General features: G+C 52.7%; 13 protein-coding genes. 5 read left to right on the top strand and 8 right to left on the bottom strand.

Translation table 11 applies throughout. The annotated features are described in order from the left end of the window. The 4 genes from folE to JU82_RS08030 all read left to right on the top strand — a co-directional run. Positions 1 to 578: GTP cyclohydrolase I FolE (gene folE / locus JU82_RS08045; RefSeq protein ID WP_037949214.1), on the top strand; the 578-nt coding region annotated here is incomplete at its 5' end. Positions 579 to 581: 3 nt separating this feature from the next. Further along, a complete protein-coding gene (fliI, locus tag JU82_RS08040; protein ID WP_037949210.1) occupies positions 582 to 1,889 on the top strand; it encodes a flagellar protein export ATPase FliI in 1,308 nt (435 codons plus the stop codon). 131 nt (positions 1,890 to 2,020) lie between these two features. Then, positions 2,021 to 3,235: a NifS family cysteine desulfurase gene (locus JU82_RS08035; RefSeq protein WP_037949208.1), complete on the top strand. Its 1,215-nt coding sequence runs from the start codon at positions 2,021 to 2,023 to the stop codon at positions 3,233 to 3,235. A gap of 11 nt (positions 3,236 to 3,246) precedes the next feature. Next, a complete protein-coding gene (locus JU82_RS08030) occupies positions 3,247 to 4,221 on the top strand; it encodes an iron-sulfur cluster assembly scaffold protein NifU (protein WP_037949205.1) in 975 nt (324 codons plus the stop codon). Positions 4,222 to 4,348: 127 nt separating this feature from the next. Here the strand turns inward: JU82_RS08030 and JU82_RS08025 are convergent, their stop codons facing one another. From JU82_RS08025 to JU82_RS07990, 8 genes are all read right to left on the bottom strand, one after another. Then, on the bottom strand, positions 4,349 to 5,809 hold the full coding sequence (locus tag JU82_RS08025) for a PhoH family protein (RefSeq protein ID WP_294892587.1): 1,461 nt from the start codon (positions 5,807 to 5,809) through the stop codon (positions 4,349 to 4,351). A gap of 82 nt (positions 5,810 to 5,891) precedes the next feature. Further along, positions 5,892 to 6,965 carry a chorismate synthase gene (aroC, locus tag JU82_RS08020; protein ID WP_037949202.1) on the bottom strand — a complete coding sequence of 358 codons (1,074 nt, stop codon included), beginning with the start codon at positions 6,963 to 6,965 and terminating at the stop codon, positions 5,892 to 5,894. Beyond that, entirely contained in the window at positions 6,962 to 7,642 is a 681-nt protein-coding gene (gene rnc, locus JU82_RS08015) for a ribonuclease III (protein WP_037949199.1), read from the bottom strand. Before rnc ends, aroC begins: the two co-directional genes overlap by 4 nt. Continuing rightward, the gene (gene rnhA, locus JU82_RS08010) at positions 7,635 to 8,075 is read right to left on the bottom strand and encodes a ribonuclease HI (RefSeq protein WP_037949196.1); all 441 of its coding nucleotides are present in this window, start codon (positions 8,073 to 8,075) and stop codon (positions 7,635 to 7,637) included. The genes rnc and rnhA overlap by 8 nt, the downstream gene beginning before the upstream one ends. Beyond that, positions 8,050 to 9,093 (bottom strand): tetratricopeptide repeat protein, encoded by a 1,044-nt coding sequence (locus tag JU82_RS08005; protein ID WP_037949193.1) that lies wholly within the window; start codon positions 9,091 to 9,093, stop codon positions 8,050 to 8,052. The genes rnhA and JU82_RS08005 overlap by 26 nt, the downstream gene beginning before the upstream one ends. Positions 9,094 to 9,099: 6 nt before the next feature. After that, positions 9,100 to 9,570, bottom strand: a complete 471-nt coding sequence (locus JU82_RS08000; protein ID WP_037949190.1) for a hypothetical protein — start codon at positions 9,568 to 9,570, stop codon at positions 9,100 to 9,102. After that, a complete protein-coding gene (gene recJ / locus JU82_RS07995) occupies positions 9,570 to 11,165 on the bottom strand; it encodes a single-stranded-DNA-specific exonuclease RecJ (RefSeq protein WP_037949188.1) in 1,596 nt (531 codons plus the stop codon). Before recJ ends, JU82_RS08000 begins: the two co-directional genes overlap by 1 nt. Next, entirely contained in the window at positions 11,149 to 12,777 is a 1,629-nt protein-coding gene (locus JU82_RS07990; protein ID WP_037949186.1) for a CTP synthase, read from the bottom strand. The genes recJ and JU82_RS07990 overlap by 17 nt, the downstream gene beginning before the upstream one ends. A 131-nt stretch (positions 12,778 to 12,908) precedes the next feature. Between JU82_RS07990 and JU82_RS07985 the strand changes: the two genes are divergently transcribed. Next, on the top strand, positions 12,909 to 13,959 hold a 1,051-nt coding region (locus JU82_RS07985), incomplete at its 3' end, for a cation:proton antiporter (protein ID WP_037949183.1).

The following is a 13,959-nucleotide window of genomic DNA, read 5'->3' as shown; positions in this document are numbered from 1 at the left end:
CAACCAATCAGCAAGCATTCGAAGCGGCGGTCAAAACGATGATCCGTTACGTCGGCGAAGACGAAAGCCGCGAGGGGCTTCTTAAAACTCCCGAACGGGTGATGAAAGCGTATGAATTCATGTTCGGAGGGTATCAGGAAGATCCCCAAAGCATTCTCAATGCGGCGATGTTCGAGACCAGCAACGACGAGATGGTGCTGATCAAGGACATCGAGTTTTATTCGACGTGCGAACACCATCTTTTGCCGATCATCGGGCGTGCCCATGTCGCCTACATTCCTGATGGAAAAGTGGTCGGCCTTTCCAAGATACCGCGTGTCGTGGACGTATTTGCCCGACGGATGCAGATTCAAGAACAGCTGACCGAGCAGATTGCCGATGCCCTGATGCATGCGATCAGCCCCAAAGGGGTGGCGGTCGTCATTCAGGCGCGCCATATGTGCATGGAGATGCGCGGGGTCGAGAAGATCAGTTCAACAACTACCTCCAGTGCCCTCCGAGGGCTGTTCAAGCGGGATGAAAAGACGCGTATGGAGTTTTTCAACTTGATCAATTCCCCGGCGGGGACCCGTTACTAGCCGATGCCGCTAAAAACGCTTCGTAGCCGTCTGGGTATTGAAAAACTGACGACACTGTTCGGCACCGTCACTAAAATCAGTCCGACCGTCATCACCGCCGAAGGACTTCACGTCAGTATCGGCGATACGGTGCTGATCGTTTCCGAGGTCAACGGAGCCGAAGCGCTGGGGATGGTGAACGAAGTCGAACGGAACCGTTTTTTCATCACCCCTTTCCGTTTCGTCGAAGGATTCCGTACGGGCGATAAAGTGTTTCCGAACCAGACGGGAATGATGATCGAGGTGGGAAACGCGCTTCTGGGGCGTGTCGTCGATCCGTTTATGAATCCGATTGACGGCAAAGGTCCGATCGGGGGTACGCATCTGGAGCCTATTATTAAGGCTCCGATTGCCGCGATGAAGCGGGGGATGATCGATGAGCCTTTCAGCGTCGGGGTCAAAACGATCGACGGTCTTTTATCGTGCGGCAAAGGGCAGAAGCTTGGCATTTTTGCCGGAAGCGGCGTCGGAAAATCGACGTTGATGGGGATGATCGTCCGCGGTGCGCAGGCGCCGATTAAGGTGGTTGCCCTGATCGGAGAACGGGGGCGCGAAGTCCCCGAATTTATCGAAAAAAACCTCGGCGGCAATCTCGAAAACACCGTGATTGTCGTCGCGACGAGCGATGATTCGCCGCTGATGCGCAAATACGGAGCGTTCAGCGCAATGAGCGTAGCGGAGTATTTCAAGGGACAAGGGCTCGATGTCCTTTTTATGATGGACTCGGTGACGCGGTTCGCGATGGCGCAGCGCGAAATCGGTCTCGCGCTCGGCGAACCCCCTACCTCCAAGGGATACCCCCCTTCGTCGCTGACATTGCTGCCGCAGCTCATGGAGCGCGCAGGAAAAGAGGAGGGGAGAGGTTCGATTACGGCCTTTTTTACCGTTTTGGTAGAAGGGGACGATCTGAGTGATCCGATTGCCGATCAGTCGCGCTCGATCCTTGACGGCCACATCGTCCTTTCCCGGGAACTGACCGATTTTGGGATCTATCCCCCCATCCATATTCTCAACTCCGCCTCGCGGGTCATGAACGACATCATCTCTCACGAGCATTTTGCCGCGGCGCGCCGTTTCCGTCGTCTCTACACGCTGCTGAAAGAAAACGAGATGCTAATCCGCATCGGCGCCTATACGAAAGGAACGGACAAGGAACTTGACGAAGCCATCGGCAAAAAAGAGCAGATGGAAAGATTTTTATCGCAAGGGGAAAAATTTAAAACCGATTTTCAGGAAACGGTTGATCAACTGATCGCGATGATGGCCAATTAAAAACTATTCTTAAATGGTGCTAAACATAAAAAACCCTTAAGGTTAGTATAACGAGCTTTGCTCTATTATCCCGAAAGTTAAACAAGAGAGTTTTTGTCTTTTATTTATATTACTTTCTCTAAGGAGAATCAATGCAAGTCTATTTGGACAACAATGCTACGACAATGGTCGATCCGGCCGTCGTTGAAGCGATGATCCCGTTTTTCGGCGACATCTACGGAAACCCCAATTCGCTTCACCGATACGGGACCGCTTCGCATCCGGCGATCACCAAGGCGATCAATCAGATGTACAAAGGGATCAATGCCGGTGACAATGACGATATCATTTTCACTTCCTGTGCCACCGAATCGAACAACTGGGTGCTCAAATCGGTCTGGGTCGACAAGATCCTCAACGGGGACAAGAACCATATCGTAACGACCGAAGTGGAACACCCATCGATCCTCTCCACGTGTAAGTTCCTCGAAGAGCAGGGGGTCAAAGTAACCTACCTTCCGGTGAACGATCAGGGGATCGTCGAAGCGCACACCCTGCGCAGTTTTATTACGGATAAAACGGCTCTCGTATCGGTCATGTGGGCGAACAACGAGACGGGGATGATTTTCCCGATCAAAGAGATCGGTGAAATCTGCCGCGAGCGCGGTGTACTGTTTCACACCGACGGCGTACAGGCGGTCGGTAAGATTCCGGTCGACGTTCAGGACGTTCATGTTGATTTTATGTCGATGTCGGCGCATAAATTCCACGGTCCGAAAGGGATCGGAGCACTTTATATCCGCAACTCGCAAGAGCTTACGCCGCTTCTGCACGGCGGAGAACACATGGGCGGACGACGTTCGGGCACGCTCAATGTCCCTTACATCATCGGAATGGGCAAAGCGCTTGAATTGGCTACTGAGAACATCGAAGCCAAAATGGCTGCTATCCGCGCTAAACGCGATCGGCTCGAAGACGCCTTGATCGCGGCGCTTGAAGACGTTATGGTCGTCGGAAGCCGCGAGAACCGCACGCCGAATACGATCCTGATCTCAATCCGAGGGGTTGAGGGAGAAGGGATGCTGTGGGATCTCAACAATGCCCTCATCGGCGCATCGACCGGATCGGCCTGTGCGTCTGAGGATTTGGAAGCCAATACCGTCATGCTGGCGATCGGTGCCGACCATGAGCTGGCCCATACGGGGATCCGTCTGAGTCTTTCGCGTTTTACGACCGATGAAGAGATTGATTACGTCATCGATGCGTTTAAAAAAGCGGTTTTGCGCCTGCGCGCCATTTCGAGCTCGTATGCCAAAGTACAGCCAACCCCCGGCGGCGAAGCCGGAGAATGCAATATTCACCATTAAAGGAAACCATTATGGCAAAAAATGATCTTTTGGGCGGGTCTTTGTGGGACCAGTATTCCAATAAAGTAACGACGCTGATGAACAACCCCCAGCATCAGGGGGAAATTACGGAAGAAGCGGCTGCAGCGGCAGGGCATAAACTGATCGTTGCCGATTTCGGTGCTGAGAGCTGCGGAGACGCGGTGCGTCTGTACTGGGAAGTCGATCCAGCGACCGATACGATCGTTAACTCGAAATTCAAAAGCTTCGGGTGCGGAACGGCGATCGCCTCATCGGACATGATGACCCAGCTGTGCATCGGCAAAACCGTACAGGAAGCGGTCAAAATCACCAATATCGATGTTGAATTGGCTTTGCGCGATACCCCTGATGTTCCGGCCGTTCCGCCGCAGAAAATGCACTGTTCGGTTATGGCGTACGACGTTATCAAAAAAGCGGCGGGACTTTACCTCGGCGTAGAAGCGGCCAGCTTCGAAGACGAGATCATTGTGTGTGAATGTGCCCGCGTCAGCCTCGGGACGTTGCGCGAAGTGATCCGTCTCAATGACCTCAAAACGGTCGAACAGATCACCGACTACACAAAAGCCGGCGGTTTTTGTAAATCCTGTATCAAGCCGGGCGGACATGAAGCGCGCGAATATTATCTGGTAGATATTCTCGCTGATGTTCGCCGCGAGATGGACGAAGAGAAGATGCGTGCCGCGGCCGATGCCGGAACGCACGGTGATTTCGAGACGATGACGCTGGTACAGAAGATCAAAGCGATTGACAGCGCCATTGATGAGAGCGTTCGTCAGTTCCTCGTCATGGACGGCGGAAACATGGAAGTCATTGACATCAAAGACTCTCCGGAGTACATCGATGTGTATATTCGCTATCTCGGTGCGTGCTCAGGATGCGCCAGCTCCACGACGGGAACGTTGTACGCCATCGAAGCGACACTCAAAGAAAAGCTTTCTCAGAAGATTCGCGTTCTGCCCATCTGATTTTATACGCCGTGGGAGCAAAGCTCCCACGGCTACGCTAACGCTTAGTTTTACCCGCAAGGGGCACAATGTCCTCGGCGGAAAGCCCGCGCACGCTTGCGTGCTTTTTACTTCCCCCCACAAATGATCAAAAATTCTTATCAAACCAGTCGGCTACCTGGCTGCGGATCGTATGGCGCAGCTGGATTCCGGCGATAAAGTCGTTGTGCTGCGCTTTGTTGAGCAGGGTTACGAGGGCGTTGCGCCGTTTGGAGAGGAAAGGGTGGTCGATCTGACCCGGGTCTCCCATGACGACGAGACGTGTTTCATCGCCCATACGTGTTCCTATCAGTTTCAGCGTCGGGATGGTCATGTTCTGGGCTTCGTCGATGATGACGAATTTGCGTGAAATCGTCGTACCTCGCATATGGGCGATGTCCATCGCTTCGATGTTGTATTTTTTCATGAAAATTTCGGTCGCGTTTTCCCGTTTGATCGAATTCGTATTTCCCGTATATTCGACCCGCGCATCGATGGAGTATTTGCTTTGGTGCTCGATCGTAAAGTTGATCGCGGCATACAGAGGGTACATAAAGTACCCCAGTTTTTGCTCTTCGTCCCCTTTGCGAAAGCCCAGCTCCGCCTGCGGATCGTTTGCCGTCACGGTGTTGCGGGCATACACGATCCCTTCCACGATCCCCTCTTCGACCAGTTCCAGTCCCGCCTGAAGCGCGACGAGGGTTTTACCCGATCCGGTAGAACCTGAGACGACGGTAACGTAGTTTTGGGGATGGGTCATCATTGCATAATAAAATTTTTGTTCGAGGTTGAGAGGGCGAACAAGGCTTTCATCAAAATGTTCGCCGAAGCGGCGGTCGAAATCGCACCATTCGATTTGGCCGTTGACGCTGAACGCATGGCGCTGAATCCCCGTTTCGTACATTTCCGAAGCAGTGCTGAGCGCTTTTTCGACAAACGTGATCTGATCAAAATTATGGTGTTGAGGCTCGGAGGGAAGAGCGGGAGTTTCTTCGTATTCGTAGGTATAGGAAAAATCGATTTTTTCGGGGGCTTCGACGCTGCTGTTGCGGATACTTTGGGTTTGAATCCCGCGGATCTCGGCGGCGATACGAAACGACATGTCGTTGGTGAGGAGGGTGAGGTCGTAATCGTCCGCGATTTCGGCGATTTTCGCATCATTCAACCCTTTTGGCTCCGAAAAGTGCGCGCTTACGCGGTATTGTTCGCGATGGACGATAAACAAGTCGATGACGTTGGCTTCGCCGCCGTGCAGCGAGCGGTCAAAATTCAGGGACAAACGGTAATAGCGGTCGTTTTTGCACAGATTGACATCGATTCGGCTGCGAACGCATTCGGGCAGTTCGACCGAGCTGATCGGCTCCCCCCACGCTATGTCGGCCAGACGGAAAAACTCCCGTGCCTGAAAGCCCGCTTCGGAGCGCATATCGTCTTTTTTGCTGTTGAGCTCGGAGAGAACGACATTGGTAATAACGACACCGTTTTGGTTTTCGTCGCTGATACGCAGAATATTGGTTGGATCGTCGAGGATAACGGAAGTATCTAACAGGTAGCAGTTTTGGATGCCCACAAAGAACCCTTTTGGTAGGAATTCTCTATGGTAGCGAAAGAAATCTTAATGTTTTTCGGGATGCTTGCGCGCCTCTTCGCATTTATGCGTAATAGCTTTTGACGCCGTTCATGGTGCGTCCCATATTGAGCAGTACCATATCCGCACATACGAGCGCTGCCATTGCCTCGGCCACGACGGAACCGCGGATGGCGACGCAGGGATCGTGGCGTCCTTTGAGCGAAACGTTGACGCTGTGCCCTTCGGTATCGATGCTTTCCTGATCGATAAAAATCGACGGGGTCGGTTTGAAGTGAACGCGTACGAGGACGTCGTCGCCGTTGCTCATCCCGCCCAGGATTCCCCCCGCATGGTTGGTTTTGAAGCCGTTGGGGGTAATGGGGTCGTTGTTTTGGCTGGCAAGGAGTTCGCTGCTGCGGATACCTTCGCCGATCTCGACGGCTTTGACGGCGTTGATTCCCATCATGGCTTCAGCCAGTACCGCGTCGAGTTTGTAATAGAGCCCTTCGCCGAGTCCGATCGGAAGGCCTGAAATTTTGACGGTGGCGACCCCTCCGACAGAGTCGTGGCGATTTTTAGCCTCTAAAATAGCCGTTTTTTGCGCTTCTTCGACGGAAGGATCGAGTGCATAGATAGGGCTTTTGGGCGGATAGGAAAAATCGAGCGTATCGGCTTCGATTCCGTGGATGGCGCTGATGCCGCTTACAAGCTCGATCCCTAATTCTCTGAGCATCAGTTTGGCGACCGCTCCTCCGGCAACGCGCGCGGCGGTTTCACGTGCGCTTGAGCGTCCGCCGCCGCGGTAGTCGCGGATGCCGTATTTGTGAAAATAGGTAAAATCTGCATGGCCGGGGCGGAAAATGTCTTTGACATTGGAATAATCGCCGCTTTTTTGGTCGGTGTTGTAAATGACCATCATGATCGGTGTTCCGGTGCTCTGTCCCTCGAACACGCCGCTGAGGATTTCGACCTTATCCGCCTCTTTACGTGCGGTTGCAAACTCGTTTTGCCCCGGACGGCGACGATCAAGCTCGCTTTGGATGTACGCTTCGTCGATGGCAAGACCGGCGGGTACGCCATCAAGAACGCAGCCGATCGCTTTGCCGTGCGATTCACCGAAGGTGGTGATCGTCAACCGCTCCCCGAACCGATTCATTTTAGCTCCTTTGACAGCATTTCAAGAGCAATTTTAGCCGCTTCCTGCTGAGCTTGTTTTTTGCTTTTTCCCTGCGCTGAAGCGTAGCGTTTTCCGTCGATGCTGACGGCGACTTCGAACTCTTTTTTATGATCAGGGCCGTGCGCGGCGATAAGATCGTATTCGGGAGTGATCCCGTAATGGGCCTGCGTCAGTTCCTGCAAGGAGGTTTTGTAGTCTTTGAACAGAGAATCGAGTGAAATATCGTCATGGACGCTTTCAAGGAGGAGGATCGTGATATCGCGCACTTTGTCCAGTCCCGATTCAAGATAGATGGCTCCCATGAGCGCTTCGAAGGCATTCGAGAGGAGCGAGCTTTTGGTACGGCCGCTGTTGTTCTCTTCGGCATTCGAGAGATAGATGTATTCTCCCAGATTCAGATAACTCGCCAAACGGGTAAAGCCCCCTTCATTGACCAGTGAAGCGCGCATTTTGGAGAGTTTTCCCTCATCAAAATCGGTAAACTTTTTATAGAGGTATTCGCCCACGATGAGGTCCAAAACCGCATCGCCCAAAAACTCGAGGCGCTCATTATTGTAGGGCTGTTTGTAGCTTTTATGCGTCAGCGCTTCAATAAGGAGCTCTTTGTTTTGAAAGTGATACCCAAGCTGTTGCTGCAGGGTTTGCAAGTCATTCATTGCCGTTTATTCCTTGTTTGTATTTTTCTGCCTCCGATTTGGCGATGACGTCGCATCGCTCGTTCTCGGGGTGTCCGTCATGTCCGCGAACCCATTCGCCGAAAATTTTGTGCTGTGCGGAGACTTCGAGGTATTCGCGCCACAGATCGGGATTTTTGACTTTGGCGAAGTTTCGCTTCACCCATCCCCCGAGCCATTCGTTGATCCCTTTGATCACGTAGCTCGAATCGGAGACGATCGTGACGTTGCACGGTTCTTTGAGCGCCTTGAGCCCCTCGATGACGCCGCGCAGCTCCATCCGGTTGTTCGTCGTATGGGGTTCGCCGCCGCTGATGATCTTTTCGCTGGTGCCGTAGCGTAAAATGGTTCCGAACCCTCCGGGTCCCGGATTGCCCAGCGAAGAGCCGTCACTGAAGAGAGTTATTTTCTTCATACCGCTCCCGTGAAAGATTCATAATGACGTTTACCGTATCGATCGCGTGACAGTGGGGGCAGCGGTGAAACGGCAAAAAAGAGATTTGCTTACATTCGTCACACGTATATTCAAACTGCATCGCCGCTTTTCCCTCGCCGCACTTGCGAAGAGCAATCAGGACGTCCAGCTCGAAAACCGAACTTCCTTCCGCCAGGCTTACCGAGCCTTTGGCCGTGAAAAGCTCCCGCAGATAGGTATTGTTTGCAATTATATCCAAATCAAGATTATCGTCTCTGAGACGCCAGAGAATATCGGTAAGGCGCGTGGAGAGCGATTGGTCAAAATACTGCCATGCCAAAGCCGGACGATAGGTGAAGAGCCACTCAAAAATCAGGTAACCGAGTTTACGGTGGGTCTGATAGAGTTCTATCAGGCGGGACGCTTTTTCATCTATTCCTACAGCGGGGTCGCTCAGCAGAAGACGGCATTCGAGGTAGAGCTGTTCGCTCAGGGCATCGGGCGCAATCTCCATCAGCGATTCCATCACTTCAAGCGCTTTATCGTATTGCTGGAGCTGCTCGTAGATCAAAACGAGATAACGCAGCGCCTGCGCTGAACGGGGATGATTTTGGACGATTTGCAAAAAAGTCTGACGCGAACGCTCCAGAAATCCCGCCTTGAAATAGTTTTTCCCCAGCAGCAGCAAAACGTCCTTTTGGAATGTCGTTTCACGGTTTTTGGAAAGGAGGGCGCGGTAGATTTCGACGCTTTTTTCAAAATTCCCCTGCACTTCGAAACTGTGCGAAAGCATCAGCCACGATTCGTTCGAGAGGGCATTGGTCTGTACCTGATCGCGCAGGCGATTTTCATCTTCAAGCGATTCGAATCTTCCCAAAAACGATTCGAGGTCACGGTGCCCTTTCGCCGTTTTATGCCGCCCCCACCAATAGCTTAAAAAGGAGAGGATGAACAGCAGAATGAAAAAAACAATGATGCCGAAAAGCGGGTCGCGAAACTCGATAAAAAATGTATCCATGCCGTATTATAGCTTTTGCAGAGTGATTTCGCGAATTATGCGGCTAGAGGGGGCAAGACGATACGACAGCGATGGATGCGTCCCGTAGCGGCATTCGTCGCCCGCACAGCGCAGACTCGGGTTTTCATGAATCGGGTCACCCACTTTCTGGCCGTTATGGTCGGGGATCAGTTCCGTCACAACGCTGATGTTCCCAATCCGTTTTCCCTGTTCATCCGGTAAGATGTACGCCATAACGGCATCTCCGCGTTTCAGGACAAAGAGGATCCGGGAACGCTCCGGCGTGATTTGGGACATTTTTTCGACGGTAAAGCCGGGAAGCTTGCTTTGGAGTGCCGCAACGTCAAAAGACAATCCGGGGCGGAGAGGCCCCAACCCCTCTGGGCTGAGGGTGATCGGATAAGGGAGGGGTTCTGTCGGAGCCTGGCACCCTCCCGATAAAAACGCCAGTGTGAGCAAGGGGAACAAGATGCGCATCAAAAGACCCGCTCCAACATCAGCTGCAGGGATACGCGTCCGTTCCATTCGTTTCTGTTTACGGTGTAGCTGCAACTCATCGTCTTGTTTTCGGGGCACTCCAGTGTCCGTCGAAACGCGACCAGTTCGAGTGTTTTGGGTTGCACCCGTGAGGGACGCAGTTCCAGACGGCTGTGGGACTGGTCGCTGCCGAAGAGCTTGATGCTGACCACTTCGGCCTCGCGGAGCAAAAAACGCGGGCGCGGGTTTCCTTCTCCGTAGGGTTCGAAGCGTTCCAAAAGTTCCAGAAGCTCAAAATTGATCATATGATGTTCAAGCTCACCGATGATATCGCTGTTGGGGATAAAATCGGCGGGATTGACGGTACGGGCCGCTTCGTTGATTTGACGGCGGAATGCCTCGACGTGCTCGGATGGCATGGAGAGCCCCGCCGCCATTTTGTGCCCTCCGAATTTATCCAGCAGAGCTTCTTGGGATTTGATCAGGGAATACAGATCGACGTTTCCGATGCTTCGGCCCGATCCTTTGGCGATGCCGTTGTGGATGCTCAAAACAATGGCGGGTTTTTGAAAACGGTTGACAAGGCGCGATGCGACGATCCCGACCACCCCTTCGTTCCAGTGTTCTCCGGCTACGACGATGAGCGTATCCTCAGGAGACACCTGCAAGAGGGCCTCTTCGGTCGTTTGTGCTTCGGTCTCTTTTCGCAGGGTGTTCAATGCGGTCAAAAGCTCAAATTGCTCAAATGCCTTTTGGACGTTATCGGCGAGGAGAAATTCCAGCGCAATCGACGCGTCTTCGAGTCGCCCTGCCGAATTGATCCGCGGGGCGATCTGAAAGGCAATATCTTCCGAAGAGACCGAAGAACGGTTCAAAAAATCCCGGATCATGACAAACGGAGGAAGGGACGAGCGCTGCATCATCTCCAGACCTGTTTTGACGATCGCGCGGTTAAAGCCTACCAGCGGCATGACGTCGGCGATGACGGCCAGTGCCAAAAAGGGGAAAAACTGCCGCATGTCAATAGAGAGGTTCATCTCCTGCTTGAGAAGGCCCATCAGCAGCCATGCGACCTGCGCGCCGCAAATCTCTTTAAACGGATAGGGGCAGTCATGCTGCTTGGGATTGATGATGGCACAGGCATCCGGAAGGGTATCGGAAGGGGTATGATGATCGGTGATAATCAGATCGATACCGCGTGAGCGGCAGACTTCGGCGGCGGCAAAGGCGTTGATCCCATTATCCACGGTAAAGATGACATCGGCTTCGATTCTCTCCAGTATTCCCGGCGATACGCCGTAGCCGTCGGTAAAGCGGTTTGGAATGGCGGTGATCAGAGGACAGCCGATGAGGTTGAAGAAGCGTTTGACGATAGCGGTCGAGGTGACACCGTCGACATCGTAATCGCCGACGACAGCAATGCGTTCGCCATTCCGGATTGCCGTAGCGAGACGTTTCGCCCCTTTTAGGGCATCTTTGAGCTCTTTCGGGTGGGGAATATCGGAGAGTTTTTCGGAAGCATTGCCGAAACGGCGTGCCAAAAATGCTCCCAGAGCGTTATGGTCGAGAAGCGGTACCTCAGGCAGGGTTTGCATGTGCAAACGTCGCTTTGACGAACGCTAAAATCGAAGCATTCGGGCTTTGGAGGCGTGAAGTGAATTCAGGGTGAAATTGGACGCCCAAAAACCACGGATGGTTCGGGATTTCTACCGCTTCGATCAAACCGTTCGATTCGCCGGTCACGATCATCCCCGCTTTTTCGAGTGCTTCGCGGTACGTCGGATTGGCTTCGTAGCGGTGGCGGTGACGCTCGAAAATCATTTCGGTATTGCCATACGCCGTACGAAGGTTTGATCCCGCTTTGGTTTCGCACGGATATTCGCCGAGACGGAGGGTCCCACCCATCGGTGAGGTATGGGTTCGCAGCTGTTTTTGCCCCGACTGGTCGATGAAATTATCGATCAGATAGATCATCGGATGGGTTGTGGCAGGGTTGAATTCGATTGAGTTGGCATCTTCGTATCCGAGTACGTTTCGGGCGTATTCGACGATAGAGAGCTGCATCCCAAGACAAATCCCAAGATAGGGCATCTTGTTTTCGCGGGCGTAGCGGATCGCCTGAATTTTCCCTTCGACACCGCGGTTTCCGAATCCTCCGGCGACGAGGACCGAATCACAGTCACGCAGAAGCGCTTCTGCCCCCTTGGTTTCGATTTTTTCCGAGTCGACCCAGTTGATCGCGACACGGGTATCCAGATGCGCTCCCGAATGAATCAGCGCTTCGATCAGCGATTTGTACGACTCTTTAAGCTCCAGATATTTCCCGACGAATCCGATCGTGACACGATGTTTGGGAGAAACAATTTTTTTGACCAGTGAATCCCATTGCTCCATGTCGGGCTTAAGTTCGCCCAGATCAAGCTCTTTGGCAATCGGAGTGAGGATGTTTTGCTGCAGGAAGCTCAGCGGAACGGCATAAATCGTTTGCTCGTCCATCGCTTCGATAATGCTGTCCGCGCTGACGTCACAACTGAGGGCAAGTTTTTTCTTGAATGTTTTCGGCAGCTGCTCTTCGCTGCGGGCGATGATCATCTGCGGGGTGATCCCGATACGGCGAAGCTCCTGAACGGAGTGCTGTGTCGGTTTACTTTTGTGCTCGCCGGCGGCTTTGATAAACGGAATGAGGGTAACGTGGATGAAAAACGTCCCTTCCACTTCGTCGTCGTGCTTCATCATACGGATCGCTTCCATGTAGGGCAACCCTTCGATATCGCCGACGGTTCCCCCTAGCTCGACAACGAGGATATCGTGCCCCTCGCCCGCCTTTTTGATCCGGTCAACGATTTCTCCGACGATGTGTGGAACGACCTGGATCGTCTGCCCGAGATATCCGCCGCTGCGCTCGCGCTCGATAACGCTGCTGTAGACCTGGCCGGTTGTGAAGTTGCTGGTGCGCAGGTACGACGTATCCAGAAAACGTTCGTAGTTTCCGATATCGAGGTCGGTTTCGGCTCCGTCTTTGGTGACGAACACTTCTCCGTGCTCGAGCGGACTCATGGTACCGGGGTCTACGTTGATGTAGGGATCGATTTTGAGCATGCCGACATTTTTGCCGGAGTGTTTGAGAAGAGCGCCGATACTTGCCGCCGTAATCCCTTTACCGAGTGAACTGAGCACACCGCCGGTTACAAAAATATACTTGGTCATGAGTTGTTCCTTCGAGTTATGGGTCTGTTGTTTTGGTGAAAAAGGCCAAAAAAGGCCATCGCGGCGACGTCAAGGAGCCGTAATTTTAAGTGAGCCATTATATACTTTTATCGCTTATAAAAAGGATAATTATGGAATCTGCCCTCTATTACGTCACGATAGCGCTCGGTGTGTCCATCGTCGTGAACCTGATTTTGAAACGATTGGGGATATCGCAGATCATCGGCTACATCATGACGGGGGTAATGGTCGCGTATGCGTTTGACCTGCGGCATATGGCCGATTCTCACACGCTGGAAATGATTGCCGAATTCGGGGTCGTATTCTTGATGTTTACGATCGGGCTGGAAGTTTCCCTGCAGCGGTTGGCAACGATGAAAACCGATGTTTTTTTCAACGGAGCGCTGCAGGTTATCCTCTCGGCAGCGATTTTTTTCGCTATTTCCTACGGAGTGTTCGGGATTTCTCTGGAGACGGCGCTGATCACGTCGATGGCTCTGTCGCTCTCGTCCACGGCGGTCGTTTTGAGCTATCTCAAATCGACCAAAGAGATTGTCCGTCCCTACGGGCAAAAATCGACGGGGATCCTCATTTTTCAGGACATTGCCGTCATCCCCATCCTTTTGCTGATCGGATTTCTGAGCTCTAACGGAGAGGATATCGGCGACGTTCTCCTGCAAACCTCCATCAGTGCCGTTTTGATCGTCGGGTTGCTGTTTATCGTCGGAAAACGGGCGATGACGTGGCTGCTCCACTTCGCTTCTTCCAGCGAAGTGGACGAATTCTTCATGGGTTCGGTTCTCGTCATCGTCGTCGGAGCTTCCCTGTTTGCGCACGCATTCGGATTCACCTATTCGCTCGGAGCGTTTGTAGCCGGAATGATCATTGCCGAAACACGCTATCACCACAAAGTCGAATCGGACATCGCACCGTTCAAAGATCTGCTTCTGGGAACCTTCTTCGTGACGGTCGGGATGAAGATCGATTTGGGACTGTTCGTTTCCAATTTTGCTCAGATTGCCGCGATTTTACTGGCGATTCTGGCCATCAAGGCAATCGTGATTTTCGGAGTCGTACGTATCTATTCGAAAGCAAAAATTGCGTTCAAAACGGCGATCGCACTCTCTCAGGTCGGAGAGTTTTCGTTTGCGATATTCGCGCTGGCTGGAAATTACGACTTGA

The sequence above is a fragment of the Sulfuricurvum sp. MLSB genome (assembly GCF_000747095.1).
In the GTDB taxonomy this organism is placed as follows: domain Bacteria; phylum Campylobacterota; class Campylobacteria; order Campylobacterales; family Sulfurimonadaceae; genus Sulfuricurvum.
The sequence above is the reverse complement of the archived record's forward strand: the minus strand, read 5'-3'. Positions and strand labels throughout refer to the sequence as shown.

What these genes read in the sequence shown, in the direction of transcription:
- fliI (WP_037949210.1), top strand. Translation starts at nt 582, where the DNA reads ATGCCGCTAAAAACGCTTCGTAGCCGTCTGGGTATTGAAAAACTGACG.
- JU82_RS08035 (WP_037949208.1), top strand. Translation starts at nt 2,021, where the DNA reads ATGCAAGTCTATTTGGACAACAATGCTACGACAATGGTCGATCCGGCC.
- JU82_RS08030 (WP_037949205.1), top strand. Translation starts at nt 3,247, where the DNA reads ATGGCAAAAAATGATCTTTTGGGCGGGTCTTTGTGGGACCAGTATTCC.
- aroC (WP_037949202.1), bottom strand. Translation starts at nt 6,965, where the DNA reads ATGAATCGGTTCGGGGAGCGGTTGACGATCACCACCTTCGGTGAATCG.
- rnc (WP_037949199.1), bottom strand. Translation starts at nt 7,642, where the DNA reads ATGAATGACTTGCAAACCCTGCAGCAACAGCTTGGGTATCACTTTCAA.
- rnhA (WP_037949196.1), bottom strand. Translation starts at nt 8,075, where the DNA reads ATGAAGAAAATAACTCTCTTCAGTGACGGCTCTTCGCTGGGCAATCCG.
- JU82_RS08005 (WP_037949193.1), bottom strand. Translation starts at nt 9,093, where the DNA reads ATGGATACATTTTTTATCGAGTTTCGCGACCCGCTTTTCGGCATCATT.
- JU82_RS08000 (WP_037949190.1), bottom strand. Translation starts at nt 9,570, where the DNA reads ATGCGCATCTTGTTCCCCTTGCTCACACTGGCGTTTTTATCGGGAGGG.
- recJ (WP_037949188.1), bottom strand. Translation starts at nt 11,165, where the DNA reads ATGCAAACCCTGCCTGAGGTACCGCTTCTCGACCATAACGCTCTGGGA.
- JU82_RS07990 (WP_037949186.1), bottom strand. Translation starts at nt 12,777, where the DNA reads ATGACCAAGTATATTTTTGTAACCGGCGGTGTGCTCAGTTCACTCGGT.